At 61.4% G+C, this 24,109-nt stretch carries 28 protein-coding genes; 13 read left to right on the top strand and 15 right to left on the bottom strand.

Annotated features, from left to right (window positions below):
- Positions 1–61: 61 nt before the first annotated feature.
- The 5 genes from HKK54_RS02615 to HKK54_RS02595 all read right to left on the bottom strand — a co-directional run bounded on the left by HKK54_RS02615 (position 62) and on the right by HKK54_RS02595 (position 4,657).
- On the bottom strand, positions 62–1,471 hold the full coding sequence (locus tag HKK54_RS02615; protein ID WP_169386087.1) for an MFS transporter: 1,410 nt from the start codon (positions 1,469–1,471) through the stop codon (positions 62–64).
- 11 nt (positions 1,472–1,482) lie between these two features.
- Positions 1,483–2,220, bottom strand: a complete 738-nt coding sequence (locus HKK54_RS02610) for an NAD-dependent epimerase/dehydratase family protein (protein WP_169386086.1) — start codon at positions 2,218–2,220, stop codon at positions 1,483–1,485.
- A gap of 16 nt (positions 2,221–2,236) precedes the next feature.
- Positions 2,237–2,869: a glutathione S-transferase family protein gene (locus HKK54_RS02605; RefSeq protein ID WP_169386085.1), complete on the bottom strand. Its 633-nt coding sequence runs from the start codon at positions 2,867–2,869 to the stop codon at positions 2,237–2,239.
- A 177-nt stretch (positions 2,870–3,046) separates the two neighbouring features.
- On the bottom strand, positions 3,047–3,283 hold the full coding sequence (locus HKK54_RS02600; RefSeq protein ID WP_010169832.1) for a DUF6124 family protein: 237 nt from the start codon (positions 3,281–3,283) through the stop codon (positions 3,047–3,049).
- Between the two features lie 342 nt (positions 3,284–3,625).
- Positions 3,626–4,657 carry a LacI family DNA-binding transcriptional regulator gene (locus HKK54_RS02595; RefSeq protein WP_169389235.1) on the bottom strand — a complete coding sequence of 344 codons (1,032 nt, stop codon included), beginning with the start codon at positions 4,655–4,657 and terminating at the stop codon, positions 3,626–3,628.
- A 212-nt stretch (positions 4,658–4,869) separates the two neighbouring features.
- Between HKK54_RS02595 and HKK54_RS02590 the strand changes: the two genes are divergently transcribed.
- Together HKK54_RS02590 and HKK54_RS02585 are read left to right on the top strand one after the other, a co-directional pair.
- Positions 4,870–5,403: a gluconokinase gene (locus HKK54_RS02590; protein WP_169386084.1), complete on the top strand. Its 534-nt coding sequence runs from the start codon at positions 4,870–4,872 to the stop codon at positions 5,401–5,403.
- Between the two features lie 84 nt (positions 5,404–5,487).
- Positions 5,488–6,843 carry a GntP family permease gene (locus tag HKK54_RS02585; RefSeq protein ID WP_010169829.1) on the top strand — a complete coding sequence of 452 codons (1,356 nt, stop codon included), beginning with the start codon at positions 5,488–5,490 and terminating at the stop codon, positions 6,841–6,843.
- 120 nt (positions 6,844–6,963) lie between these two features.
- Here the strand turns inward: HKK54_RS02585 and alaC are convergent, their stop codons facing one another.
- Positions 6,964–8,181 (bottom strand): alanine transaminase, encoded by a 1,218-nt coding sequence (alaC, locus tag HKK54_RS02580; protein ID WP_076015830.1) that lies wholly within the window; start codon positions 8,179–8,181, stop codon positions 6,964–6,966.
- A 196-nt stretch (positions 8,182–8,377) separates the two neighbouring features.
- On the opposite strand from alaC, the gene HKK54_RS02575 reads away from it, so the two are divergent.
- Positions 8,378–8,863, top strand: a complete 486-nt coding sequence (locus tag HKK54_RS02575; RefSeq protein ID WP_169386083.1) for a GyrI-like domain-containing protein — start codon at positions 8,378–8,380, stop codon at positions 8,861–8,863.
- 46 nt (positions 8,864–8,909) lie between these two features.
- Here the strand turns inward: HKK54_RS02575 and HKK54_RS02570 are convergent, their stop codons facing one another.
- The 4 genes from HKK54_RS02570 to HKK54_RS02555 are packed head-to-tail and all read right to left on the bottom strand — an operon-like array spanning position 8,910 to position 11,562.
- The gene (locus HKK54_RS02570) at positions 8,910–9,515 is read right to left on the bottom strand and encodes a pyridoxamine 5'-phosphate oxidase family protein (RefSeq protein WP_063027754.1); all 606 of its coding nucleotides are present in this window, start codon (positions 9,513–9,515) and stop codon (positions 8,910–8,912) included.
- A 32-nt stretch (positions 9,516–9,547) separates the two neighbouring features.
- A complete protein-coding gene (locus tag HKK54_RS02565; protein ID WP_169386082.1) occupies positions 9,548–10,756 on the bottom strand; it encodes a type II toxin-antitoxin system HipA family toxin in 1,209 nt (402 codons plus the stop codon).
- Entirely contained in the window at positions 10,749–11,003 is a 255-nt protein-coding gene (locus HKK54_RS02560; RefSeq protein WP_169386081.1) for a helix-turn-helix domain-containing protein, read from the bottom strand. Before HKK54_RS02560 ends, HKK54_RS02565 begins: the two co-directional genes overlap by 8 nt.
- Positions 11,004–11,061: 58 nt before the next feature.
- Positions 11,062–11,562, bottom strand: coding sequence for a GNAT family N-acetyltransferase (locus HKK54_RS02555; RefSeq protein ID WP_169386080.1), 501 nt, complete (start codon positions 11,560–11,562; stop codon positions 11,062–11,064).
- Positions 11,563–11,708: 146 nt separating this feature from the next.
- Here HKK54_RS02555 and HKK54_RS02550 point away from each other — a divergent pair, with 146 nt between their 5' ends.
- Genes HKK54_RS02550 through HKK54_RS02535 form a run of 4 tightly spaced genes read left to right on the top strand, consistent with a single transcriptional unit; the run spans position 11,709 to position 14,251 of the window.
- On the top strand, positions 11,709–12,128 hold the full coding sequence (locus HKK54_RS02550; protein ID WP_169386079.1) for a YybH family protein: 420 nt from the start codon (positions 11,709–11,711) through the stop codon (positions 12,126–12,128).
- A gap of 42 nt (positions 12,129–12,170) precedes the next feature.
- Positions 12,171–12,515: a YciI family protein gene (locus tag HKK54_RS02545; protein ID WP_169386078.1), complete on the top strand. Its 345-nt coding sequence runs from the start codon at positions 12,171–12,173 to the stop codon at positions 12,513–12,515.
- Between the two features lie 30 nt (positions 12,516–12,545).
- Positions 12,546–13,028, top strand: coding sequence for an SRPBCC family protein (locus HKK54_RS02540; RefSeq protein WP_010169821.1), 483 nt, complete (start codon positions 12,546–12,548; stop codon positions 13,026–13,028).
- The gene (locus HKK54_RS02535) at positions 13,025–14,251 is read left to right on the top strand and encodes an RNA polymerase sigma factor (RefSeq protein ID WP_169386077.1); all 1,227 of its coding nucleotides are present in this window, start codon (positions 13,025–13,027) and stop codon (positions 14,249–14,251) included. Before HKK54_RS02540 ends, HKK54_RS02535 begins: the two co-directional genes overlap by 4 nt.
- 141 nt (positions 14,252–14,392) lie before the next feature.
- Here the strand turns inward: HKK54_RS02535 and HKK54_RS02530 are convergent, their stop codons facing one another.
- Complete coding sequence (locus tag HKK54_RS02530; RefSeq protein ID WP_169386076.1) at positions 14,393–15,118, bottom strand: SDR family oxidoreductase; 726 nt, start codon at positions 15,116–15,118, stop codon at positions 14,393–14,395.
- A gap of 111 nt (positions 15,119–15,229) precedes the next feature.
- Between HKK54_RS02530 and HKK54_RS02525 the strand changes: the two genes are divergently transcribed.
- On the top strand, positions 15,230–16,072 hold the full coding sequence (locus tag HKK54_RS02525) for a LysR family transcriptional regulator (protein ID WP_169386075.1): 843 nt from the start codon (positions 15,230–15,232) through the stop codon (positions 16,070–16,072).
- 4 nt (positions 16,073–16,076) lie between these two features.
- Here HKK54_RS02525 and HKK54_RS02520 read toward each other — a convergent pair whose 3' ends face one another.
- A complete protein-coding gene (locus tag HKK54_RS02520) occupies positions 16,077–16,931 on the bottom strand; it encodes a LysR family transcriptional regulator (protein ID WP_010169817.1) in 855 nt (284 codons plus the stop codon).
- A gap of 89 nt (positions 16,932–17,020) precedes the next feature.
- On the opposite strand from HKK54_RS02520, the gene HKK54_RS02515 reads away from it, so the two are divergent.
- Positions 17,021–17,458, top strand: coding sequence for a multidrug/biocide efflux PACE transporter (locus HKK54_RS02515; RefSeq protein ID WP_010169816.1), 438 nt, complete (start codon positions 17,021–17,023; stop codon positions 17,456–17,458).
- A gap of 57 nt (positions 17,459–17,515) precedes the next feature.
- On the opposite strand, the gene HKK54_RS02510 is transcribed toward HKK54_RS02515, so the two are convergent.
- Both HKK54_RS02510 and HKK54_RS02505 read right to left on the bottom strand, forming a co-directional pair.
- Positions 17,516–18,424, bottom strand: coding sequence for a LysR family transcriptional regulator (locus tag HKK54_RS02510; RefSeq protein ID WP_169386074.1), 909 nt, complete (start codon positions 18,422–18,424; stop codon positions 17,516–17,518).
- 57 nt (positions 18,425–18,481) lie between these two features.
- The gene (locus tag HKK54_RS02505; protein WP_169386073.1) at positions 18,482–19,240 is read right to left on the bottom strand and encodes an SDR family NAD(P)-dependent oxidoreductase; all 759 of its coding nucleotides are present in this window, start codon (positions 19,238–19,240) and stop codon (positions 18,482–18,484) included.
- Between the two features lie 111 nt (positions 19,241–19,351).
- On the opposite strand from HKK54_RS02505, the gene HKK54_RS02500 reads away from it, so the two are divergent.
- A complete protein-coding gene (locus tag HKK54_RS02500) occupies positions 19,352–20,323 on the top strand; it encodes a LysR family transcriptional regulator (protein WP_169386072.1) in 972 nt (323 codons plus the stop codon).
- On the opposite strand, the gene HKK54_RS02495 is transcribed toward HKK54_RS02500, so the two are convergent.
- Complete coding sequence (locus HKK54_RS02495; RefSeq protein ID WP_017475938.1) at positions 20,244–21,161, bottom strand: LysR family transcriptional regulator; 918 nt, start codon at positions 21,159–21,161, stop codon at positions 20,244–20,246. The genes HKK54_RS02500 and HKK54_RS02495 overlap by 80 nt on opposite strands.
- A 106-nt stretch (positions 21,162–21,267) precedes the next feature.
- Here HKK54_RS02495 and HKK54_RS02490 point away from each other — a divergent pair, with 106 nt between their 5' ends.
- The 3 genes from HKK54_RS02490 (at position 21,268) to HKK54_RS02480 (ending at position 24,059) form a co-directional block, all read left to right on the top strand.
- Positions 21,268–22,056, top strand: coding sequence for a 5-oxoprolinase subunit PxpA (locus HKK54_RS02490; protein WP_010169811.1), 789 nt, complete (start codon positions 21,268–21,270; stop codon positions 22,054–22,056).
- 153 nt (positions 22,057–22,209) lie between these two features.
- On the top strand, positions 22,210–23,088 hold the full coding sequence (locus HKK54_RS02485; protein ID WP_010169810.1) for a 5-oxoprolinase subunit B family protein: 879 nt from the start codon (positions 22,210–22,212) through the stop codon (positions 23,086–23,088).
- The gene (locus tag HKK54_RS02480; protein ID WP_169386071.1) at positions 23,085–24,059 is read left to right on the top strand and encodes a biotin-dependent carboxyltransferase family protein; all 975 of its coding nucleotides are present in this window, start codon (positions 23,085–23,087) and stop codon (positions 24,057–24,059) included. The genes HKK54_RS02485 and HKK54_RS02480 overlap by 4 nt, the downstream gene beginning before the upstream one ends.
- The last annotated feature ends 50 nt before the right edge of the window (positions 24,060–24,109 follow it).

Genomic DNA, 24,109 nt, shown 5'->3' with positions numbered 1-24,109 from the left:
TACGGGGATTTTGGCCGCCACCGTCGGCAAACGTTGGCGTGCCGACGGCCATTGTTTGCCGCTAGTGGGCAATGTTCTCCAGCGCCAGGTTGCGGGTGCGCGGGCCGAACCAGCTGATGGTGATCATCACGATCAACATGCTGCTGGCGATAAACGCCAACACGCCCGGTGTGCCGAGGTGTTCGAGGATCACACCGATCAGCAAGCTGCTGAACACGGTCGACAACCGGCTGAACGAATAGCAAAAGCCCACCGCCCGGGCGCGGATGTTGGTGGGGAACAGTTCGCTCTGGTAGGAGTGATAACTGAAGCTCAGCCAGGCGTTGCAGAAGGTGATCATCACCCCGCAGATCACCAGCCCCACGGCGGTGGTTTGCAGCGCGAACAAACTGCCGAAGATCACCGCGCCCAGGGCCGAGCCGACAATCTGCCATTTGTTTTCAAACCGGTTGGCCACCTTCACAAACAGCAGCGGTCCCAGCGGGTAGGCGAGGGTGATGATGAAGGCATAACCCAAACTGTGGGTCACGCTCACGCCCTGGCCCGACAGCAGCGCCGGCAACCAATTGCCAAAGCCGAAAAAGCCGATGGCCTGGAACACATGAAACACAATCAGCATCAACGCCCGGCGTCGGTAGGGCGGTTGCCAGATATCGGCAAACCGCCCTTGGCCCTGCACGCTGACGGCTTCCGGCTCCGGTTCATCCAGAGGCTTGCCGTGGTCCTTCTGGCAACGTGCCTCAAGGTTGTCCATGATCTGCCCGGCCTCGTCGAAGCGGCCTTTTTGCGCGAGCCAGCGCGGTGACTCCGGCAGGCGTTTGCGCAGTTGCCAGATAAACAGCGCAAACACCGCACTGCTCAGCACCACCCAGCGCCAGCCAGAGAACCCGAACGGCGCCTGGGGCACCAGCCACCACGACATCAAGGCCACCGCCGGCACCGACAGAAACTGGATGAAAAACGCAAAGGCAAACGCCGAGCTGCGCATGCGCTTGGGCACCAGTTCCGAAAGATAGGCATCGATGGTCACCAGCTCGATTCCCAGGCCGATGCCCACCAGGAAGCGCATGCAGATAATCCCCAAGGCAGAGGTCTGAATACCCATCAGCACAGTGGCGACGGTGTACCAGATCAGCGCAAAGGTGAAGATCGCCCGGCGCCCGTAGCGGTCGGCAATCGGGCTGAGCAGGCTGGCACCGAGGAACAGGCCGAGGAAGGTGGCCGAGGCAAAGGCCGCCTGGTCGGAGAAGCCGAATACGCCCTGGCTGCCGGTGTGGAAAATCCCGTCACTGATCAAGCCCGGGCTGATGTAGGCGGTCTGGAACAGGTCGTACAGCTCGAAAAAACCGCCAACCGACAGCAGCGCCACCAGGCGCCAGACGGTGGCGACGGCGGGCAACCGGTCGATGCGTGCGCTGATGTGGGCGGCGCGGATCGGGTCGATGCCGTCTGCGGTAGAGGGTGAAGACATGGGCAGAAGACTCAGTAAGTGATCGGGATCTCGAATGCCTGAAACGCATCATCCACCGGTTGGTAACCCAGCACACGGGTTGTTTCGCTGAGGTCCAGGCGTTTGAAGCGGTTATTGGAAATGCCGTGGGCGATCAGGTGTTTCACCCCGATGGTTTCCACCGAACGTTGCAGCAACTGCACGGCGTCCCGCGGGCTGAGCCAGGCGCTGAGGTCGCGGGCGTTGTTCAGGTCGTGGGTTTCGGGGAATTCAAACGCACCGATGCGCAGGGCGATGGTGGAGAGCGGGGTTTTGGCGGCGTAAAAACCGCACAAGGCCTCGCCGTAGCATTTGCTCACGCCGTACAGGTTGGCGGGCAATACGGGCATGCCGGGGGTGATCTGGCGGTCGACCGGGTAGCCTTCGATGGTCTGGGCGCTGCTGGCGAACACCAGGCGCTTCACACCCGCAGCCACCGCGGCTTCGAACAGGTACGTGGTGGCCAGGATGTTGTTGGGCAGCAACTCGTCGAAGGTGGCGCTGGCGTGGGGGATGCCCGACAGGTGCACGATCACGTCAATCCCGTCGAGCAGCGCTGCGAGGCTGGTTTTGTCGCTCAGGTCGGCGTGCACGAAGCGGTGTTCGCCGAGGGCGAAATCCGGCTCGATGCGGTCGGTGAGGGTGAAGCGGTAGCGGTCTTTCGAGGCTTCGAAAAACGTCTTGCCGATGCGGCCGCAAGCGCCAGTGAGCAGTACGTTGAGTCCTTTCATGGTGTCGTCCTTGTTTTTAGTTGTGGCCGTCGAGGGCGAAGGCCTTGAAGCCAGGGCGCTGGCTGAGGGTTGCGTAGTAGGCGCTGACAGCCGGGTAGGAGGGATGCTCCATAGGCGTCATCCGCCAGCGGTGTACGGACAGGCCGATGAGGATGTCGGCCAGTGTGAACGCATTACCGGCCACGTAGGCATTGGTTTTGATCAGTTGCTGTTCCAGCAGGCCCATCTTGTCGTTCCAGCCGCGCACACCGGCAGCGAGGCGTTGCGGGTCCTGGAAGTCCGGGTTTTTGCGCACCAGGGCGTGGAAGGCGTAGCCCCAGGACGGGTTGAGTTCGGTGGCTTGCCAGTCCATCCATTGCTCCACTTTGGCACGGGCTGCCGGCTCGGCGGGCAGCAGGTCGTGGCGTTGGTGCAGGCCCACGAGGTAGCGGCAGATGGTGTTGGATTCCCACAGCACGCCGTTGTCGTCGATGAGTACCGGAACTTGGGCGTTAGGGTTCAGGGCCAGGAATTCGGGGGACTGGGTGGAGGCGAAGCCGATGCCCCAGTCTTCGCGGTCGTAGGGAATAGCCAGCTCCTGGCAGGTCCACAGGACTTTTCGCACGTTGATAGAGGAGGTGCGACCCAAGATTTTCAGCGAATGGCCCATGGTGCTTTCCTGGCGACGGTGAGAAGGCAGGGAGGCAATTTAGCAGGGGCATGGGCCAACGACGACTAAAAATGTGGGCGCTGGCTTGCCTGCGATGCAGGCACCTCGGTGTATCAGGCATACCGAGGTGATGCTATCGCAGGCAAGCCAGCTCCCACATTGACCGCGTCTGGGCCCTTAGCAGAGCGGTGATTCCTGGTCCATCAACTTGCCCATCAGCAATACGCCCAACTCACTCAACTGATGAATCGCCAATGCCGTGTCGCGGTCTTTGCCGGTGAGTTCATCAGACAGGTCGAGCAATAACGTGCTGACCGAGGAAAACGTCTCGTAGCTGTTGGCGATCAGGCTTTCGCTGCTGACGTCGGGGCTGACGGTGAATAAGGTAGGGGGATTTGGAGTTGCTTTGAACATAGGTAGGATCTCTAACAAGGCCACCACCTGATCGCTACTAAACGAAAGGGTGGCGGCTGCACGCAGGTTAGTAGACCGGTAGACCCATACAAAAACCCGGCGCGCCACGAGGGCGCCCTGCGCACAGCCACCATCAAGCACAGACAGGTAAGTCCGAAAGATGAAGCTCATGCACATTTGTATGGGGCTGCTCAGGCTACTAAACCCGATCACCGAGAAATTCAGCGACCGGGCAACCTTAGAGAGCCCTATCCAGGCGCACAAGCCGGCGGATTCTGACGTACCTGTAGGCAACGGAGCAAGGCGCTGCCATCAACATCAGTCGCTTCCTACAGCTACCGCCTAGGTACTCTCGCGCACCTTCAACTCAAACCCCATGTCCACCACCGGCCGGGCGATCTTGTTACCGGCCATCACCGTCAGCAAATGCTCTGCCGCGCGCCGGCCAATGGCTTCGCGGGGCGTACTGATGCTGCTCAAACGCGGCACCATGAACGAGGAGGAGGGCAGGTCGTTGAAGCCCAGCACCGAGATCTGCTGCGGTATTTTGATGCCATGGCGCAGCGCTTCCAGCAACGCGCCCTGAGCCAGGTCGTCGTTACCAAAGAAGATCGCGTCCACATCCGGATGGCTGGCCAGCAGTTGCAGGAACAACTCGCCGCCCAGGCCCAGCGACGATGGCCGTGGCGTCAGCACTTCAAGCGCCGGGTCGTACAACCCTGCCTGCTGCAACGCCCGGCGAAAGCCTTCACCGCGCAACAACGTGCGTTGGTCCAGTTGCGCACCAATGTAGGCCAGGCGCTTGCGACCCCGTGAGATGAGATGCGCGGCCGCCGTTTCCCCGGCGTTCAACTGCGAAAATCCTACGCAGTTCAATCCGGCGCCCGGGTCCAGGTCCATCATGTACACACACGGCACGTTGCTCGATTCCACCATGCGCCGGGCACTTTCCGTACGGTCAAACCCGGTCAGCAGCAACCCCCGTGGCTGGTAGGCCATGTAGTTGCGCAGCAGGTCTTCTTCTTCGTCGCGGGAATAGTGGGTGTTGCCGATCAGCACTTCAAAGCCTTTGGGCCGCAGTACCTGGTGGATGGCTTCCAGGGTTTCGATAAACAGCAGGTTGGACAGAGAGGGTACCAACACCACCACCGACTGGCTCTGGGCAGATGCCAGGGCACGGGCGGCCGGGTTGACCACGTAGCTCAGTTCGGCAGCGGCTTTTTGCACTTTTTCCACCAGTTCGGTGGCCACGGTGCTGATGCCGCGCAAGGCCCGGGAGGCGGTAATCGGGCTTACGCCGGCCAGGCGGGCTACTTCATTCAGGGTAGGGCGGCCCGTGGTGCGGGTATTTTTATCGTTCTTGGGAGTCATCAGGCGGCTTGCCAAACAAAAATCGAGGCACTAAGGTAGCGCTGTCTCCAAGACCCTGCAAATTCTTGAACGTCGGGATGCCTGTTCCCGTTCAAACCTTTGGAGCAGATGCACGCGTCACTCCATAAAAATGACAAGACGGCGCGGGAAAAGCCTGTTTTTGCACTAGCCTTACAGCGTGCAAAGGTAGCGCTATCTGCGTCTTGAGGTGTTTCATGAGTCAACCTGTTACTGCCCTCGTGATCATGGGTGTTTCCGGCTGTGGCAAGTCCAGCGTCAGCGAGGCCCTGTGCCTGCTGAACGGCGCCACGGCCATCGAAGGCGACAGCTTTCACCCCGCCGCGAACATCGAGAAGATGAGCGCAGGCCATCCCCTTAACGACGACGACCGCGCCGGCTGGCTCGACATCCTGTGCGATGAACTGCGCCGCTCGCTCAAAGCCGGCGAGCATCCGGTGCTCACCTGTTCGGCCCTGAAAAAGAAATACCGCGACCACCTGCGCGAAGCCGCGCCGGGCCTGGGCTTTGTGTTTCTGGAGCTGACCCGCGAAGTCGCCGCCGACCGTGTGTCCCATCGCCCCGGCCATTTCATGCCGGCCAGCCTCATAGACAGCCAGTTCGCCACCCTTGAATCGCCAGTGGGCGAGCCATTGACCCTGGCCCTCAACGCCAGCGTAGACAGTGTCGAAGAACTGGCCGAGCAAACCAATGCCTGGTGGCTCGAACACGGCTTTGAACCAAACAAATAATTTTTTGCCGGACAAGATAGCGCTGTCCGCCTGCACTGAATTTTTTACCGGCTTTAATAACAACAACAAACAGGAGAGACCCCCATGTTTGGCTTGTCCCACGATACCTATCTGCTGCTCGATGCAGTGGTGACCATCATCGGCCTGATCGTGTTGATCACCCGGTTCAAAGTCCACCCGTTCATTGCGCTGATCATCGCCGCAGGCTTTCTCGGCCTGACGTCGGGCATGCCCGTGGACAAGATCATCAAGGCGTTCCAGGACGGCTTCGGCGGGGTGCTCGGCTTTGTCGGGATTATCCTGGCACTGGGTACGATGCTCGGCAAGATGATGGCCGATTCCGGCGGTGCCGATCAGATCGCCCAAACCCTGGTGCGGGCCTTCGGCAAGGAGAAGGTGCAGTGGGCCATGATGTTCGCCGCGTTCCTGGTGGGCATTCCGCTGTTCTTCGAGATCGGTTTTGTACTGCTGATTCCGCTGGTGTTTATCGTCGCGCGCCGCACTGGCGTGTCGCTGATCAAGATCGGCATCCCGCTGCTGGCGGGCCTGTCGGCAGTGCACGGCCTGGTGCCACCGCACCCGGGCCCGTTGCTGGCGATCGGCGTGTTCGGTGCCGACATCGGCAAGACCATTCTCTACGGCCTGATCGTCGCGCTGCCTACGGCCATCATCGCCGGCCCGCTCTACGGTTCGTTCATCGCCAAGTACATCCCGGGCAACCCGTCCCAGGAACTGGTGGACCAACTGGCCAGTGAGCAACCGGAATCCAAGACCCTGCCGAGCTTCAGCATCACCCTGATCACCGTGCTGTTGCCGGTGTTCCTGATGCTGCTGAAAACCTTCGCGGACGTTGCACTGCCGGACGGCCACGTGATCCGCAACTGGATGGACATGATCGGTCACCCGATCACCGCCTTGCTGCTGGCCTTGCTGCTGTCGCTGTACACCTTTGGCCATCGCCAGGGCATCGGTTCCAAGCAAATCCTCAAGCTGCTCGACGCCAGCCTTGCGCCGACCGCAGCGATCATCCTGATCATCGGTGCCGGTGGTGGTTTCAAGCAGATGCTGGTGACCAGCGGCGTGGGTGATGTGATCGGCCATATGGCGGTGACCGCGCAGATCAACCCGATCCTGCTGGCCTGGCTGGTGGCGGCGGTGATTCGTGTGGCCACCGGTTCTGCCACCGTGGCGACCATTACCGGCGCAGGCATTGTGGTGCCGGTGGTGGGGATGATCCCGGGGGTGAACCGCGAGTTGCTGGTATTGGCGACGGGGGCGGGTTCGCTGGTGTTGTCTCACGTCAACGACGCGGGGTTCTGGCTGGTGAAACAGTACTTCAACATGACCGTGGCCGAGACATTCAAGACCTGGACGGCGATGGAGACCATCCTGTCGGTGGTGGCGTTGGGCTTTATCCTGTTGCTGTCGCTGGTGGTCTGACAGGCGCACCGCAAAACAAATGTGGGAGCTGGCTTGCCTGCGATGGCGATGGTGAATTCAACACCGCTATCGCAGGCAAGCCAGCTCCCACATTGATTGGGTTCCGGCAGTTGGATCGGGTCAGGCGTCAGCTTTCTTGACCAGCCCATCCGCCCGGAACATCGCCCGGATGCCCCGCACCGCCTGGCGAATCCGATCCTGGTTTTCGATCAGCGCAAAGCGCACGTGATCGTCGCCATACTCACCAAAGCCAATCCCCGGCGACACACACACCTTGGCCTCAAGCAGCAGCTTCTTGGCAAACTCCAGCGAACCCATCGCGGCATACGCCTCGGGGATTTTCGCCCAGACGTACATCGATGCCTTCGGGTTCTCGACCATCCAGCCCAGCTCATGCAGGCCTTTAACCAGCACGTTGCGACGCTGGCGGTACTGCTCGGCAATGTCTTTCACGCACTGCTGATCGCCTTCCAGCGCCGCAATCGCCGCCACTTGCAGCGGGGTGAAGGTGCCGTAGTCGTGGTAGCTCTTGATCCGCGCCAGGGCGTTGACCAGTTCCGGGTTACCCACCATGAAACCAATGCGCCAGCCGGCCATGTTGTAGCTCTTGGACAGGGTGAAAAATTCCACCGCAATGTCCTTGGCGCCCGGCACTTGCATGATCGAGGGGGCTTTCCAGCCGTCGTAGACGATGTCGGCGTAGGCCAGGTCATGCACCACCAGCACGTCGTACTGTTTGGCCAGGGCGATCACCCGTTCGAAGAAGTCCAGCTCCACGCACTGCGCGGTGGGGTTGGACGGGAAGCCGAGGATCATCATCTTCGGCTTGGGGATCGAGCCACGAATCGCACGTTCCAGCTCAGCGAAGAAGTCCACCCCCGGAATCAGCGGCACCGAGCGCACCTGGGCGCCGGCAATCACGGCACCGTAGATGTGAATCGGGTAGCTGGGGTTGGGCACCAGCACGGTGTCGCCCTGGTCCAGGGTAGCCAGCATCAAGTGCGCCAGGCCTTCCTTGGAGCCGATGGTCACGATGGCTTCGGTTTCCGGGTCGATGTCCACTTCATAGCGGTCTTTGTACCAGCGCGAAATCGCCCGGCGCAGCCGCGGAATGCCTTTGGAGGTGGAGTAACCGTGGGTGTCTTCACGCTGGGCGACGGTGACCATTTTTTCCACGATGTGCGGTGGAGTGGCGCCGTCAGGGTTACCCATGCTCAAGTCGATGATGTCTTCGCCGCGCCGACGCGCAGCCATCTTCAGCTCGGCAGTGATATTGAAAACGTAAGGGGGGAGTCGATCTATGCGCGCAAAGCGGCGCGGCGAACCTTGGTCGGCCATTGTTGCCTCGAAATACGTAAGCGCCCGGAACCGTCCGAGCGACGTCGGCCACTGCGGTGGCCTGCGGGGCAGACAATACGGTCGATGATGGCCAATTGTCCAGATGCTGAGGCAAAAATTTCTGCTTGGAGTACGGCGGGGATATGCCCCTATACTCGACGCGGGTTTGTTCCCTCATAAGAAGGAGACTGTTCAGATGGACCAACAGACAAAACTGCCGTTACAGCCACACATGGAAGAGGGCAAGGCCCTGGTGATCGCGGGTGTGCAAGGGCGTTATTCAAAGGCCACGCTGGGAGATATTCCCAAGTTGTGGGAACTGTTCGACAGCTGCTTCAAAGAGATCAAGCAGCGCGTGGGCGGCGTGACTTACGGCGTGTGCTACAACGCCAAACACGATGAATTCGACTATCTGGCGGGCGTTGAAGTACCGACCAAGGGCGATGTGCCGAGCAACTTCGAGTCGATTGAAATTCCTGCCCATCGCTATGCAGTGTTCCCGCACTTTGGTCCGGTGCAGGCGCTGGCGCAGACCTATGAACGCATCATGTTCGAGTGGCTGCCGGGTTCCGGCTACAAGGTGATCGGGGCTGATTTTGAGCGTTACAGCGCCGACTTCGATGTGGGCAAGGGCACGGGCTCCGTGGAAATCTGGATTCCGATCAAAGCCGAATCCGCCTGACCGCACCCCTGACAGGAGCGAGCCTATTCGCTCCTGTCACTGCCTCTCAATACAACGTGGCCTTGACCCGCTCCGGCATTTCCCGGTCATAGGCCTCTGCGTCAAATGCCCCGTCGTTCAGCCGCTTGTGAAACGCCCCGGCGCTGGGCAGTGCCGAGCGATCCAGATGCTTTTCCGGGTTCCAGCAATCGGAGCGCACGAAGGCTTTGGAACAATGGAAATACGCTGCTTCCACCTGCACCAGAATCACCGAGCGGGCCGCTTTGCCATTCACCGCAAAGCTCTCCAGCAACTCGGGCTCGATGGAAATCTGCGCGCGACCATTGACCCGCAATGTCTCGCCAATCCCCGGAATGATGAACAGCAGCGCAATACGCGGATCCACCACCAGATTGCGTAAGGTATCGAGGCGGTTATTCCCTGGCCGATCCGGAATCGCCAACGTGCGCTCGTCGATGATTCGCACAAACCCCGGTACATCGCCACGGGGCGAACCATCGATGCCGTCCGGGCCGGACGAACTCACCACCACTAAGGGTGACGCGCGGACCATCGCCTGGTAATCCTCGTTGAGAAACGGAATTTCCTTGCGCACGGCCCGCTCGTGGGGGAGGCCATAGAGGGATTCGAGTTGTTCCAGCGTGGTGAGCATTGGGACTCCTTATCGATCGGTCAGGTGATGTGTCAGCCACCGAAGCTGCGCTGATAGCCTTGCGCTGATCGCCGTATAGCTTGTGCAACATTAGGGGCTTGTCGGCAGTAATCGTCTTCACGCTTGAGAACAACGTCAAGGGTTTGGAGCAGTGCCCGGATTCGCTCCTCGGGTTTCTCCACCTCACAGACTCCAGCAAACTCCAGAATACCCAGACGTGAGGCAAAGAAAGATTTATTGCCGGCCAGGTCGAGAGCCAGAGCGTCCTCGGGAATGTAGGCGGTGGTATTGGCAATGTCGTAAGCCGGTGCAAGCCTGGCATCGCTCTTGATCGGGTCGCTATACAGCAGGCCGAAATTCTTCAGATGGGCATCGCCATTGCCCACCATGCAACTCAAGGCCACGCTGTCGAACAGTTGGTCGAGAGAACTGCGTTCATGCTCAATCGAACAGTAAACGCGTACGGCTTTGGCGATCATGTTGTAGCTCTTGCCGTATTTCTGTTCTGCAGACAGGCCCATCAGCGTGGTCATGTCTTCGAAGCCCAAGGGGTTGGCCTGCTCATCCCGATCAAAGCGCCGCATGATGAAAAGCTTATGATTCTGCGACAGGTAAAACGGCGGCACGGGTATGCCTGCATCTCTGGCAATGGACATGCACAGGTATTCGTTGATGGCCAATCCCGGAAATTCGTCGCGCCCACTTTTGATGATCAGATCATTGGTTTTTGAAGTGAATTTCTGCTCTGGGGTTTGTGGCTTTTCCGGCACCAGCACCTTGGGCTGAACACCGGAAATTCCTGCTCGCAGGATGTAGCGATCTACCAGCTCAGCAAAAAGATCTTCCGCCCCGTCCCAGGCGAGAATTTCGTCCAGGTTTTCTCCCGTCGACGGAGCGCCGTTGCGCTGAATCAGCTCATTGACTTGGTCCGAGGAAATGAAGACGCGACCGATAGGCGCACTGCTACCAGACAATGCCAGCAGCAACATCGGGTCTACCTTCACTGTCTTGGCAAGGCGATTGCGAAGCTGCTCCAGCACAAACCCTTCTGGCAGGTTCATCTGGAATATCGGATGTAGCTCTCGTCGGCGGTATTCATCTGCGCGAACAGGCATTACCAGGCTGAGTGCGCTGGGGGGTAGTGCGTTATCGCCGTAGCGGAAAAGATAGTCGCCTGCACTGGTGAATACGCTGCCGCTGGCGCCTTGAGGCGTATGAACATGAAGCTTCGGGCTATTCATTGAACAAGTCCTCCACTTCTTCCAGCGTTGGCATGGTGGCAGGTACCAATTTTATTTCACTGCCCAAGGCGGCAATCACTCGAGCGTAGGCATTCATGGAGACCGTTGGGCTGCCTTGCTCGATTTCAATCATTTTTTGCCGAGTTACGCCCGCCAAACGCGCCAATTCTGCTTGTTTATAGCCTCGGTTGAGCCGCATGGTGCGCACTTGGCTGCCGATTCTCTGGGTGATGACAGAAGAGTCCATGTCGCGTAACCATTACATTTATATTGATAAGTTATGTATACGTTACATTGTGGCATTGTCAAGGTGCCTCGGCATCAAACACCCACGCCAACCGGCGCTCATACCCAATCCGCCCCTTGTACGCCTCACCGCTGTCCACCCACCCTTGCTGCAAATACAGCCCCATCGCCGCCACATTGTCCGTGTCCACCGACAGCTCCAGGGCCTTGATCTGCGGCCAGACCAGGCGCGCAGCCGCTGGCAGGGCCTGCAGGCAGGCTTTGCCAAACCCCCGGCCCTGTTGATGGCGGTCGACTTGCAGTGCATGCAGCGTGGCGCTGTGTTCATCCGCCCAATGGGGCAGGCAGGGCGGGCGTTTGAGCAGCAGGAACGCCACGGTGATCTCGTCTGCCAGCAGCGCAAAGCCCGCCACGCCGGGGCTCGGATTGGCCAGCAGGGTGTTCAGCGCACAGTAGATATCGCCGGAAAACGCCAGTTGTTCGGGATGCACTTCCAGGGCGTTGAGTTGCTGTTGTTGCAGGGCAGTCAACGTCTCATAGGGAACGAGGCGGGTTTCCATCGGCGTAGCATCCGAAATCCTACAAAGAAGCGCGGATTCTAGCGGGTTTGCGGTATTCGCAATTATTTTTCGCGGGACTGTCGATTGGCCGATGGCCCAGTCGACTAAGGGTGTCTTCAGTGATTTTTCCCGCAAGGAGTATCGCCATGAGCACTGCAATCATCAGCTTGATCGAACAATGGAAACAGGCGGTCATCGCCAAGGACGTCGAGAAGATTGTCAGCTTTTACGCCGACGATATCGTCGCGTTCGACGCCGTTAACGCCCTGCAGTTCAAGGGTAAGGCCGCCTACCAGGCGCACTGGAAGGCGTGCATGGAGTTCTGCCCGGGCCCCGGGGTCTTTGACTTCCACGAGCTGCATATCGTCGCCGCCGATAACAGCGCCTTTGCCCACTGGCTGGCGCACTGTGGCGGCACCGGGCCCGACGGTGTGCTCAAGACCTGCTGGATGCGCGTCAGCGCTGGTTACCAGCGCATTGGGAGCGAGTGGAAAGTGGTGCATGAACATTGGTCGGCACCCTTCGACATGGAAACCGGCGCCGGTCTGTTCGACCTGAAACCTTGAACGCCGCGAACTATAGTCAGTTGTCCGAAAACGGAGAATCCCATGAAATACCTCTGCCTGATCTATAGCAACGAGCAGGTGCTGCATGATTCGCCCGACAGCCCCAAGGACCCGGAATGTTTTGCCTATGGTGCCGCCGTGCAGGCCAGCGGGCGGTTGCTGGCCGCCGAACCGCTGGAGTCCGTAACCACCGCCACCACCGTGCGCATGCGCAATGGCAAGCTGTCGATCACCGACGGGCCGTTTGCCGAAACCAAGGAGCAGCTCGCCGGGTTTTACCTGATCGAAGCCAAGGACCTGAATGAAGCGATCCAGGTGGCCGGCGGCATTCCGGCGGCCCGGGTCGGCAGTGTGGAAGTACGCCCGGTGCGTGAATTGAATCTCTGATCACAACAATAAAACTCAGGAGGTTTACCCATGACTCATCAACCCAAACCCGCCGAATTTGAACTGTCCATCAGTCGCTTGATCGATGCCCCGCGCAGCCGGGTGTTCCGCGCCTGGACCGAACCCGCCTTGTTGCAACAGTGGTGGGGCCCACACGGCATGACCACCCCCGAGTGCGAAATGGACCTGTGGGTCGGTGGGCAATTTCGCACGCTGATGCGCGCGCCCGACGGCAGCGAGTACCCGACCCAAGGCGTATTCCTCGAAATTACCGCCCCCAGTCGGCTGGTGTTTACCGATGCCTTCACCCCCGGCTGGATCCCTTCGGGCCAGCCGTTCATGACCGCCGAAGTCACCTTTGAAGACGTCGACGGGAAAACCCTCTACACCGCCCGCGCCATGCACTGGAGCGCTGAAACCAGGCAGGCTCACGAAGCCATGGGCTTTCACGAAGGCTGGGGCCAGAGCCTGGACCGCCTGGTGACGCTTGTGACCGAAGGCATGCGCGATTGACGGTGCAGGCCCGGGTCGAAGCGGTTTATCGCAGCGAATCGCGGCGCATCCTGGCGACCCTGATTCGCCTGCTCGGCGATTTCGACCTGGCTGAGGAAGCCTTGCACGAGGCGTTTTTCGTCGCGGTGGAACGCTGGGAGCAGGACGGTGTGCCCGACAATCCTCGGGCCTGGCTGGTCTCGACCGGACGCTTCAAGGCCATCGACCGACTGCGCCGCCAGGCCCGTTTTGCCGCGCACCAGAACCAGTTGCTGGCTCAGGCCGATGAACTGGAAGACGCTGACTGGAGCGCCGAAGACGTGGAAGATGACCGCCTGCGCCTGATCTTCACCTGCTGCCACCCGGCGCTGGCGGCCGATGCCCAGGCGGCGCTGACCATGCGTGAGATCTGCGACCTCACCACCGAGGAAATCGCCCGGGCGTTTCTCGCCACACCGGCCACCATCGCCCAGCGCATCGTGCGGGCCAAGGGCAAGATTCGCGAGGCGAAAATCCCCTATCAAGTGCCATCCCTGGCGGAATTACCCGAGCGCCTGGAGAGTGTGCTGCGGGTGATTTACCTGGTGTTCAACGAAGGGTATTCGGCGTCCATGGGCGCCGATTTGACCCGGGAAGACCTGACCCGCGAAGCGATTCGACTGGGCCGCTTGCTGATGGAATTGTTGCCGGAGCCGGAAGTGATGGGCTTGCTGGCGCTGATGCTGCTCCACGAATCCCGGCGCCCGGCACGCACCTCGGCGGGTGGTGAGTTGGTGTTGCTGGATGAGCAGGACCGTTCGCTGTGGGACGCTTCGCTGATCGCTGAAGGATGCGCTCTGGTGGAGAAATCCCTGACCACACGACGCTTCGGGCCCTACAGCCTGCAGGCGGCGATTGCGGCGGTGCATGCTGAAGCGGCGAGCGCTGATGAGACCGACTGGCCGCAGATCGTCGGGCTTTATGACGTGCTGCTAAGGGCGGTGCCGTCGCCGGTGATCGAGCTGAATCGCGCGGTGGCCGTTGCGATGCGCGATGGGGCGTTGGCGGGACTGGAGTTGGTGGACGGGATTCTGGCGCGGGGGGAGTTGGTCGACTATCACCTGGCGCACTCGGCGCGGGGCGAATTTTGTCGGCGGCTGGGGCGGATGGAGGACGCGCAGCGGGCGTTTGAACGGGCGCTGGCATTGACCCAGCAAGCGCCCGAACAACGGTTTATCGAGCGGCGCCTGGCCGAATTCAAATAGCCTGTGAGACTGAAATGCGATCCACTGTAGGAGCTGGCTTGCCTGCGATAGCGGTGGGTCAGTCATACATCTGTTGCTGATACACCGCTATCGCAGGCAAGCCAGCTCCCACAGTGGATGTGTGTTGTCTGCCTTGGCTTCTTACGGCTGCTGACGCGTCGCCGCCAACACGATTTCGCGAATGCACACATGCTGCGGCTGCTGGTATGCGTAGGCAATCGCCGAGGCCACGTCGTCGGCGCTCAGCACGGTGCCGCCCATGTCCTGTTTCCACGCCTGGTAGCCGGTCTTGATAGCTTCATCGGTGGTGTGGCTCAGCAGTTCGGTTTCCACCGCGCCCGGCGCAATGGTGATCACGCGCACATTGTGCGGCGACAATTCTTCCCGCAGGTTTTCCGAAATTCCGTGCACGGCAAACTTGGTGCCGACATACGCAACGTGGTTCGGGAAGGTCTTGCGCCCGGCCACCGAGCTGACGTTGATGATAGTGCCACCCTTGCGCTCGACCATGCTGCCGGCCACCGCATGAATACCGTTCAGCAGGCCTTTCACGTTGACGTCGAGCATCTGCTCCCACTGCGCCGGGTCCTGTTCGCTGACGGCGCCCAGCAGCATCACGCCGGCATTGTTGATCAGCGCGTCGGCCGGGCCGAACTGGGCTTCGGCTTCTTTCACCGCCGCCACCAGCGCGGCGCGGTCGGTGATGTCGATACCGCGACTCAGGGTGTTCGGCAGGTCCAGGGCATTCAGCCGGTCGATGCGGCGTGCCAGCAGCAGCAGCGGGTAGCCGGCGGCCGACAGCAAGCGCGCAGTCGCTTCGCCAATGCCCGAACTGGCGCCGGTGATGATGATCAAGGGCTTGCTCATGGTGGAACTCCTGAGATAAGAAAAACAAATAACTGAACTTGGGGCGCAGTATATTTAGCCCTTGGGTGGCTGAAAAATGCCTTATTCCTCTGTCTGTCATCGGTAATAACTATGGATGTGCGTCATCTCAAGGCGTTTCTCGCGGTGTTCGAAGAGCGCAATATCACCGCCGCCGCCCAGCGCCTGTTCATCAGCCAGCCGACGTTGTCGGTGACCATCAAGCAACTGGAAGAAGAGTTGGGCGTGGCGCTGTTCCTGCGCCAGCCCCGTGGGGTCGAGGTCAGTGATGAAGCGCGGGTGCTGTACCCGCAGGCGCGGCGCATGGTGGCCGAGGCCGATGCGTTGAGCCGGCTGTTTCGCGGGCGCGAAAACCGCATCGCCCTGGAACTGGGGGTGGAGGGCGACATTGCCGACAGCCAGGTCGAAACCTTCCTGCGCATGGCGCACCAGGGCTTGCCGGGTTTGCTGCTGACCTTGCAGGAAGGCTGCGAAGGAGAAGGTCGCCTGGCCGTGGAGGAAATGTGCTGTGAGGACGAATTGTTCCTGCCGCTTTGGGAAGAGTCTTACGTCATGGCGCTGCCGGCTGCGCACCCGATGGCGGCGGGTGGAAAAGAACAGGCCTGGGCGCCCATCGAAGACTGGATCACCTGCCCGCAGCATGATTCCCATCAACGGCTGATGGCCCTGTACGGGCGTTCGCCCCAGGCGGTGGCCGGGCACGCCGGTTCGTTGACCCAGGCCTTGCACATGGTGGCGGCGGGAGTGGGTGTAGCGATGTTGCCGCAGTCGCTGGCGGCGGAGCGCGCCGGGGTAGTGATTCGCCCGTGGCACCTGCCGGCACCGACACGCCGGGTGGGGTTGTGCTTTGCCGCCCAGGCCCTGGAGTTGCCGGCGTTGCGGGCGCTGCATGAATACTTCCAGAACAACCGCCCGCCGCAGATTGAAGCGGCCTGAGCCGTTATTCCAGCATCTTGCCCAGCAGCCAACTGCCTGCCGGGCCGGGCGGATGCTGGCGTGACCACAACGCATCCACGGCCACCGAACGCGGCCAACCCCGGGCCTTGATTTCACACAGGTGGTCACCGCCAAACCGCTCTACCAGCCAGCGCGGCAGAGGCGCCCAGCCGAAACCCAGCTGCGCCATTTCCATCAGCATCAGGTAACTGGGCGCCGACCACACACGGCCCAGGCCACGGGTTTCATTCGGGTTGATGATGCTCGCCAGGCGCAGTTCGCGGTGTTGTTCCAGGGTTTGCTGGTCGATGTCCGCAAGGTTCGCCAGCGGATGTTTGGGCGCGACAAACAGGGCGATTTCCGTGCGCTCTTCCACGGCGGTGCTGGTGAGGTCCGGCGGGTAGACCTCCTGCATTTCGATAAACGCAATCTGCGCCCGGCCGCTTTGCACCAGCGCGATCAAGTCTTCGCATTCGGCGATCAGGCATTCCAGTTCCAGGTCCGGGTAGCGCTGCTCGAAGGCGCTGAGGGCGGTTTCGAAACGGTCCGATTGATAGGTATCGGACATCGCGATACTCAATTTGGGCTCCAGCCCCTGGGACAACTGGCTGGCCGCCAACTCCAGGCGGCTACTGGCTTCCAGCACCTGCTCGGCACGTTGCAGCAGTACATGCCCGGCCGGGGTCAGCGTCGGCTTGCGGCTGCTGCGATCAAACAGCACCACGTCCAGGTCAATCTCCAGGCTCGCCACTGCCGCGCTGACGGTGGACTGGCTCTTGCCCAGCTTGCGCGCCGCTGCGGAAAACGAACCCTGGGTCGCCGCCTGCACAAACGCCTGAAGCACTTCATGGGATGCCATGACTATCGCCTTGATCGATGGTTATTGGTTATGAAGTATCGGATTAAAGGGTAATGATGGCAACCATCGTCACTCACGGAGAACGGGTCATGACACCCACCAAGTCGATTACTGAACGCGTTTGGCAAGCCATTGGTTTTGAAGGCCTGGCCTTAATGATCTGTACGCCATTGCTGGCGTGGATCATGGATAAACCAGCCCTGGAGATGGGCATGGTGACCTTGGCCATCAGCCTTATGGCGCTGGCCTGGAACGTGATTTTCAATGGTCTGTTCGACCGTCTCAAGGCGCGCCTGCAACTGTCCGGCGGGGCCTGGACCCGCGTGCTGCATGCGTTGATGTTTGAAGGCGGCCTGGTGGCGATCTGCGTACCGTTGATTGCCTGGTGGCTGAACATCAGCCTGATGCAGGCGTTTATCCTCGACATCGGCGTGTTGCTGTTTTTCCTGCCGTACACCTATGTGTATCACTGGGCGTATGACGCGGTGAGGGAGCGGATCCTGCAGAAACGGATGCGCACCGCGTAGGAGTCTGGCTTGCCAGCGATGGCGATTTTGGATACGTCATCGCCGGCAAGCCAGCTCCTACAGGGGGTGTAGCGAGGCCACAAAATCGAGGAATGCCCGCACCTTGGCCGCCGGCAAATGCCGCGACGGGTAGAAGGCATACAACGGGAAGCGCTCGTCGGGCCAGTCGGGAAACAGCTCCACCAGCGCGCCGGACTCCAGCGCCGGCGTCAGCCCAAGGTCGAGCATCTGCGCCACCGCATGCCCGTGTTCGCACACGCTGTATAAGGTCCCGGCATCGTTGACCACCAGCCGCCCGCGAGTGGCGACGTTGACTTGCTCGCCGGGGCGGTGGAATTCCCAGCCAAATGGCCGGCCGGTCTGGGAGTCGCGAAAGTCGATGCACACGTGCTGGCCGTCTTCCAGGTCCAGTGGATGGGCCGGGCGACCATGGCGCTGAAGATAAGCCGGCGAGGCCAACGTCAGCACCCGCACCTCCATCAGCTTGCGGGCGATCAACGAGGAGGATTGCGGAATGCCAAAACGGATGGCCAGGTCAAAGCCATCCGCCACCAGGTCCCCGAGCTGATCCCGCGTGTGCAGGTCCAACTGCAGCTGCGGGTATTGGCCCATGAATTCACCGAGCACCGGCCCCAGCACCAGCCGCGAGAAGTACGGGTCGATATTCACCCGCAGCCGTCCGCGTACCGTCAGGGCGCTGTCGGCCGCCGAGCTGGCGGCCTCTTCCAGGCCGGCCAGCAGCGGGGCGATTTCCTGGTAGAAGCGCCGGCCCTCGTCGGTCAATTGCACCGAGCGGGTCGTGCGGTCGAACAGGCGGATGCCCAAGCGTTTTTCCAACCGGGAAATCGCCCGGCTGACCCCCGAAGGCGTCATCTCCAGGCTGTCGGCGGCGCGGGCAAAACTGCCGCTGTCGACCACCGCGGCCAGTACGCCCATGCCGCCGGCCAGTCCTGGATCAAAACTCATGGGTGATTGCCTGTCAGGTATCCGAAAGCATTGATGCTAGCGGAGAATCAGACCGGGTTACAGAAACATCCCGCCGGAGGCTTCGACCCGTTGCCCGGTGATCCAGTTGCTGCCGTCGGCCAGCAGGGTGGAGATCGCCCCGCCAATGTCATCCGGCAAGCCCGCGCGACCCAGGGCGGTGTTGTTGGCGACCATGGCGTTCACGTCCGGGTTGTCCCGCACCACGCCGCCGCTGAAATCAGTGGCAATCGCGCCGGGGGCCAGGGTGTTGACGGTAATCCCGCGGGCGCCCAGTTCCTTGGCCTGGTAGCGGGTCAGTACTTCCACCGCGCCTTTCATCGAGGCGTAGGCCGAGTAACCCGGCAGGCTGAAGCGCGCCAGGCCACTGGAGATGTTGATGATGCGGCCACCGTCGCTGATCAGCGGCAGCAGTTTCTGGGTCAGGAAAAACGGACCCTTGAAGTGGATCGCCACCAGTTGGTCGAACTGCGCTTCGGTGGTTTCAGCGAAGCTGGCGTGGGCGCCGATCCCTGCATTGTTGATCAGGAAGTTGAAGTGCGCCTGACCGAACACGTCGTTCAATACCGCGCCGACCTGGGCTGTGAACGCCTCAAAGGTAGAACTCTGGCTGACGTCCAGTTGCAGCATGGCCGCCTTGCCGCCCAGTGCTTCGACTTGGGCGACCACGGCTTGGGCTTCGTCCGCCGCGCGGTTGTAGGTGCCGATGATGTCGACGCCCTGTGCCGCCAGGTGCAGCGCAGCGCTTTTGCCCAGGCCGCGGCTGGCGCCGGTGATCAATGCAATTTTACGGGTCATGGTGTAGTCCTCGGAGCGTGTGAATGTTCGTGGGATTGAGTGTATTTGTCCGCCCATAACGTGATAAACAGCGCTATACCGGAATCACTGGCCGGATAAGGCGAACAATCCATGAACAAACTTGAGCTGCTGCGCACCTTCGTGCGCGTCACCGAACTGTCGAGTTTCACCCGGGCGGGCGAGAGCCTGGGCCTGCCGCGCTCTACGGTTTCCGAGCATGTGCAGGCGCTGGAAGAACTGTTGGGCGCGCGCCTGTTGCAGCGCACCACGCGCAAGGTGCAGGCCACCCAGGACGGCCGCGTGTTGTACGAGCGCAGCAAAGACTTGCTGTCCCACATGGAGGAACTGGAAGGCTTGTTTCGCCAGGATGAAGCGCAGTTGGCGGGGCGAATCCGGGTGGACATGCCCAACGTGATGGCCCGCGAATTGATCCTGCCGCGCCTGCCGGAATTCATGGACCAGCACCCGCTGATCGAGATGGAGATCAGCAGCACCGACCGCCAGGTTGACCTGTTGGCCGAGGGCTTTGACTGCGTATTGCGGGTGGGGGCGCAGCCGGACCAGTCGGTGGTGGCCCGGTTGCTGTTCAGCATGCCGATGATCAACTGCGCGAGTCGCACCTACCTGGAACGCTACGGCGTCCCTCAGACGCTGGACGATTTGGCCGACCATCATCTGGTGCATTACGTACGCCCGCTGGGCTCGCGTTCGCCAGGGTTTGAGTACGTGCAAGGCAACAAGGTGCACCGGGTCCCCATGGCCGGGCGCGTCACGGTCAACAGCACCGACGCTTACAGGGCGGCGTGCATGGGTGGTTTCGGCCTGACCCAAGTGCCAGCCCTGGGCATTCTCGATCTATTGGCCAGCGGCGAGTTGGTTTCGGTGCTGCCGGACTATCCGGCCCCCGCGCTGGACGTGTCCCTGCTGTACGCCGGCCAACGGCATTTGCCGCTGCGGGTGCGGGTGTTCATGGACTGGCTGGCTGCCACCTTGCAGTGCGCGTTTAACGCCGGGCTGACAACTGCTGCGGCGCAAGGAACGCATCGTGGAAGTAATCACGGAATGCCTGCATCGCCGGAGTGAAGTCACGCTCGCGGTGCCAGGCCAGGCCGACGCTCATGGGGGTGACCTTGTCCGTTACGCTCACGGTTTCGATGCGCTTGCCTTCCAGTGACCACGGGCGATGCACCAGGTCCGACAAAATCGCCACGCCGCTGCCATTGGCAACCATGCTGCGCACCGCCTCCACCGAGCTGGTGCGCAACCGCACCTTGGGTGTTTGCCCGGCCTGCTCCCAATAGCGCATGGCGCTTTGTTCGGCTTCGTCGACGGTGAGGAAAATGTACGGCTCCCTGGCCACGTCCGCGAGGCTGACGGCGGGGCGCTCGCACAACGGGTGATGGCTGGGCAGCCACAGGCGGCGTTCGGAGTTGAAGAGGATTTCCGAGACGATATCCGGGTGGGTGAGGTTGGCGGTGAGCACCACGGCCATGTCGAACTGGCCGTTGAGCAGGCCGTGTTCGATCGCCTGGCGTTCCTGTTCGAACACCTCGATGGTCACGTCCGGGTGCCAGTGTTCCATGCGCTGCAAATGGTGCGGCAGGAAGTAGCCGAGCACGGTGTAGCTGGCCGCCACCCGCAACACGCCGCTGGCGCGGTAGTCCGGCAGCGGGCTGTTCAGGGCATCGTCGACGCTGCGCACAATCACGTAGGCCCGGTTGAGAAAATGCCGCCCGGCGTCGGTCAGGCTCATGCCTTGGGCCGAGCGCACAAACAGCTGGGCGCCGAGCATCGCTTCCAGCTCCTTGATCGCAGTGGTCACCGCGGACTGCGAGATGTTCAGGTGAATCGCCGCCTGGGAGATCTGGCCGATTTCGGCGGTGGCGACGAAGTAGCGGATTTGGCGCAGGGTCAGGGACATGGCGGGTATCTGATTTTCAGAAGATGGGCCATCTGATAATAGATCTTCCCAAGGGGTCAAGCCGCGGCCTAATTTCCATGGCATGAACTTCAACGGAGCGACCCCGATGCAGGCAGTGGATTTCAATTCGGACATGGGCGAAGGCTTTGGCCCCTGGACCATCGGCGACGGCGTCGACAGTGAACTGATGGCGTACATCAGCTCGGCCAACATCGCCACCGGCTTCCACGCCGGCGACCCGGGCACCATGCGTCGCACGGTCGAGCGCGCCAAGCAACTGGGCGTGGCGATTGGGGCGCACCCGGGCTTTCGTGACCTGGTGGGTTTCGGCCGTCGCCACATCAACGCCCCGGCCCAGGAACTGGTGGACGACATGCTCTATCAGCTTGGCGCCTTGCGGGAAATCGCCCGGGCGCAGGGCCTGACGCTGCAACACATCAAACCCCACGGCGCGCTCTACATGCACCTGGCCCGGGACGAAGAAGCGGCACGCTTGCTGGTGGAAAACCTGCAACGGCTGGAGCCCACCTTGTTGCTGTATTGCATGCCCAACTCGGTGATCTGGCGTATTGCCAAGGAACTGGGCCAGCCGGTGGTGCGGGAGTTTTACGCCGACCGTGAGTACGATCTCACGGGCTCCATCGTGTTTACCCGCAATGTGCGCGCGCTGGATCCGGCGACGGTGGCGGCGCGGGTGCTGCGGGCGTGTCAGACCGGGCTGGTGCGTACCGTCGAAGGGGAAGACCTGTTTATCGAATTCGATTCCATCTGCCTGCACAGCGACACCCCCGGCGCCCTTGAACTGGTGGAAGCCACCCGTGAAGCCTTGGATAAGGCGGGGATTGTTGTGGTGAGCGGGCTTGCCCCGCGTTGGGCTGCGCAGCAGCCCCTATAAGCCCACGGAGTTTCCCCAGGCAGCATTCAAGGTCAGGTTTTGGGGCTGCTACGCAGCCCAACGGGGGACAAGCCCCCTCGCCACAATGACTACTTCTGCCAACACTCATGATTTTTTGCCTGCCTTTCTACAATGATTCCAAGAGGAACAGACATGGCCGAATCTTCCCCGATCCGCTACAGCTTTGGCGGTGATGAACACCTGTTTGCCGAGGTCAGCGAGAGCATGTCCCTGGAGGCCTTCTTCAAGGGCATGGCCGTCACCCGCGCCGTGGAGCGCCTGGCCCTGGACGGTGTACTGGACGTTTGCCTGGCGAATGCCTCGTTCCAGATTCGCTTCGACCCGGACCGCATCGCGCCTCACGTGCTGCTCGACGCCGTGCAAAGCGCCGAAGCGCTGGCGGTGGCCGAACGCACCTTGCACACCCGCATCATCGAAATCCCGGTGCTGTACAACGACCCCTGGACCCATGAAACCCTGATGCGTTTTCGCGACCGCCATCAGGACCCGACCGGCACCGACCTGGAGTACGCCGCACGGATCAATGGCCTGGCGGATGTGGAGGCGTTTATCGCCGCCCACAGTGGCGCGCCGTGGTTTGTCTCGATGGTGGGGTTTGTGGCGGGCCTGCCGTTCATGTTCCAGATGGTCGAGCGCGAGCGGCAGTTGCAGGTGCCCAAGTACCTGCGCCCGCGCACCGATACGCCAAAATTGACCCTCGGCCACGGCGGCTGCTTCGGCTGTATCTACTCGGTACGCGGCGCCGGCGGTTACCAGATGTTCGGCGTCACCCCGGCACCGATCTACGACCCGCAACAGCAACTGGCTTACCTGAAAGAGCACATGGTGTTCTTCCGCCCCGGCGACATCGTGCAGTTCAAACCCATGGACCGCGACGCCTATGACCTGGCCGTGGCTGAAGTGGACGCTGGGCGTTTTGACCTGCGCATCCGCCCGGTGGAATTTTCCCTCGATGCCTTTCTTGCCGACCCTATTGGCTACCCGAAAACCCTGCAGGAGGCGCTGGCATGATCAAGGTACTCAAACCCGGCCTCGCCACCTCGGTGCAGGACCTTGGCCGCGAAGGTTATTACCACCTGGGCATCCCGCCGTCCGGCGCGCTGGACCAATACGCCTTGAGCGCGGCCAACCATCTGGTGGGCAACCCGGCCGGTGCTGCCGGGTTGGAATGCACGTTGATCGGGCCGGAGCTGGAGTTTCAACAGGATGCATTGGTGGCGCTGTGCGGGGCGCTGATGTCGCCGCGCCTGGACGGTGTGGTGGTGCATCAGGACACCGCGTTTCAAGTGCGTGCCGGGCAAGTGCTGCGCTTCGAATTCCCCAAGGCCGGTGCGCGGACTTACCTGGCGGTGGCCGGTGGCATCGATGTGCCGCTGGTACTCGGCAGTCGTTCCACTTACACCCTCGGCGCCTTGGGCGGGTTTCAGGGGCGGCGACTGGTAGAAGGTGATGAACTGCCGGTCGGCGAGGCCAGTGGCAAAGGCCGGGCGGGGAACAGTTTGCCCATGGCGTTGCGCCAATCGGTAGGCGGCGACGTGACCCTGCGGGTGGTACCGGGGCTGTATTACGAGCGACTGACACCCGGCGCAAAAAGCAGCTTTTTTGCCGAACCCTGGACGGTCGGTTCGGAAGCGGACCGCATCGGCTATCGCTTCAAGGGCGGCAGCGCCTTGAGCTTTCAGCCACGGGAACAGCCGTTTGGTGCCGGCTCTGACCCATCGAACATCGTCGACAGTTGCTACCCCATCGGCTCGATCCAGGTACCGGCCGGGCTGGAGCCGATCGTGCTGCATCGGGATGCGGTGTCGGGTGGCGGCTACGCGATGATTGGCACGGTGATCAGTGCCGACCTGGATCTGATCGGGCAGATGCAGCCGAACCAGCGGGCGGGGTTCGTGGCGGTGACGCTGGAGGAAGCGCTGGAGGCGCGGCGGGTGTACAAGAAGCGGTTGAAGGTGATGGGCGGGTTGTTCGCTGATTAATTGTAGGAGCCGGCTTGCCGGCGATGAGGCCCTTGAGTCTTGTATAGCAC

This window comes from Pseudomonas sp. ADAK13 (assembly GCF_012935715.1).
Taxonomy (GTDB): Bacteria; Pseudomonadota; Gammaproteobacteria; order Pseudomonadales; family Pseudomonadaceae; genus Aquipseudomonas.
This window is presented reverse-complemented; position numbering and strand designations above follow the sequence as displayed.

Coding starts and splice junctions, on each gene's coding strand:
- HKK54_RS02615 (WP_169386087.1), bottom strand. CDS start 1,471: ATGTCTTCACCCTCTACCGCAGACGGCATCGACCCGATCCGCGCCGCC.
- HKK54_RS02610 (WP_169386086.1), bottom strand. CDS start 2,220: ATGAAAGGACTCAACGTACTGCTCACTGGCGCTTGCGGCCGCATCGGC.
- HKK54_RS02605 (WP_169386085.1), bottom strand. CDS start 2,869: ATGGGCCATTCGCTGAAAATCTTGGGTCGCACCTCCTCTATCAACGTG.
- HKK54_RS02600 (WP_010169832.1), bottom strand. CDS start 3,283: ATGTTCAAAGCAACTCCAAATCCCCCTACCTTATTCACCGTCAGCCCC.
- HKK54_RS02590 (WP_169386084.1), top strand. CDS start 4,870: ATGAGTCAACCTGTTACTGCCCTCGTGATCATGGGTGTTTCCGGCTGT.
- HKK54_RS02585 (WP_010169829.1), top strand. CDS start 5,488: ATGTTTGGCTTGTCCCACGATACCTATCTGCTGCTCGATGCAGTGGTG.
- alaC (WP_076015830.1), bottom strand. CDS start 8,181: ATGGCCGACCAAGGTTCGCCGCGCCGCTTTGCGCGCATAGATCGACTC.
- HKK54_RS02575 (WP_169386083.1), top strand. CDS start 8,378: ATGGACCAACAGACAAAACTGCCGTTACAGCCACACATGGAAGAGGGC.
- HKK54_RS02570 (WP_063027754.1), bottom strand. CDS start 9,515: ATGCTCACCACGCTGGAACAACTCGAATCCCTCTATGGCCTCCCCCAC.
- HKK54_RS02565 (WP_169386082.1), bottom strand. CDS start 10,756: ATGAATAGCCCGAAGCTTCATGTTCATACGCCTCAAGGCGCCAGCGGC.
- HKK54_RS02560 (WP_169386081.1), bottom strand. CDS start 11,003: ATGGACTCTTCTGTCATCACCCAGAGAATCGGCAGCCAAGTGCGCACC.
- HKK54_RS02555 (WP_169386080.1), bottom strand. CDS start 11,562: ATGGAAACCCGCCTCGTTCCCTATGAGACGTTGACTGCCCTGCAACAA.
- HKK54_RS02550 (WP_169386079.1), top strand. CDS start 11,709: ATGAGCACTGCAATCATCAGCTTGATCGAACAATGGAAACAGGCGGTC.
- HKK54_RS02545 (WP_169386078.1), top strand. CDS start 12,171: ATGAAATACCTCTGCCTGATCTATAGCAACGAGCAGGTGCTGCATGAT.
- HKK54_RS02540 (WP_010169821.1), top strand. CDS start 12,546: ATGACTCATCAACCCAAACCCGCCGAATTTGAACTGTCCATCAGTCGC.
- HKK54_RS02530 (WP_169386076.1), bottom strand. CDS start 15,118: ATGAGCAAGCCCTTGATCATCATCACCGGCGCCAGTTCGGGCATTGGC.
- HKK54_RS02525 (WP_169386075.1), top strand. CDS start 15,230: ATGGATGTGCGTCATCTCAAGGCGTTTCTCGCGGTGTTCGAAGAGCGC.
- HKK54_RS02520 (WP_010169817.1), bottom strand. CDS start 16,931: ATGGCATCCCATGAAGTGCTTCAGGCGTTTGTGCAGGCGGCGACCCAG.
- HKK54_RS02515 (WP_010169816.1), top strand. CDS start 17,021: ATGACACCCACCAAGTCGATTACTGAACGCGTTTGGCAAGCCATTGGT.
- HKK54_RS02510 (WP_169386074.1), bottom strand. CDS start 18,424: ATGAGTTTTGATCCAGGACTGGCCGGCGGCATGGGCGTACTGGCCGCG.
- HKK54_RS02505 (WP_169386073.1), bottom strand. CDS start 19,240: ATGACCCGTAAAATTGCATTGATCACCGGCGCCAGCCGCGGCCTGGGC.
- HKK54_RS02500 (WP_169386072.1), top strand. CDS start 19,352: ATGAACAAACTTGAGCTGCTGCGCACCTTCGTGCGCGTCACCGAACTG.
- HKK54_RS02495 (WP_017475938.1), bottom strand. CDS start 21,161: ATGTCCCTGACCCTGCGCCAAATCCGCTACTTCGTCGCCACCGCCGAA.
- HKK54_RS02490 (WP_010169811.1), top strand. CDS start 21,268: ATGCAGGCAGTGGATTTCAATTCGGACATGGGCGAAGGCTTTGGCCCC.
- HKK54_RS02485 (WP_010169810.1), top strand. CDS start 22,210: ATGGCCGAATCTTCCCCGATCCGCTACAGCTTTGGCGGTGATGAACAC.
- HKK54_RS02480 (WP_169386071.1), top strand. CDS start 23,085: ATGATCAAGGTACTCAAACCCGGCCTCGCCACCTCGGTGCAGGACCTT.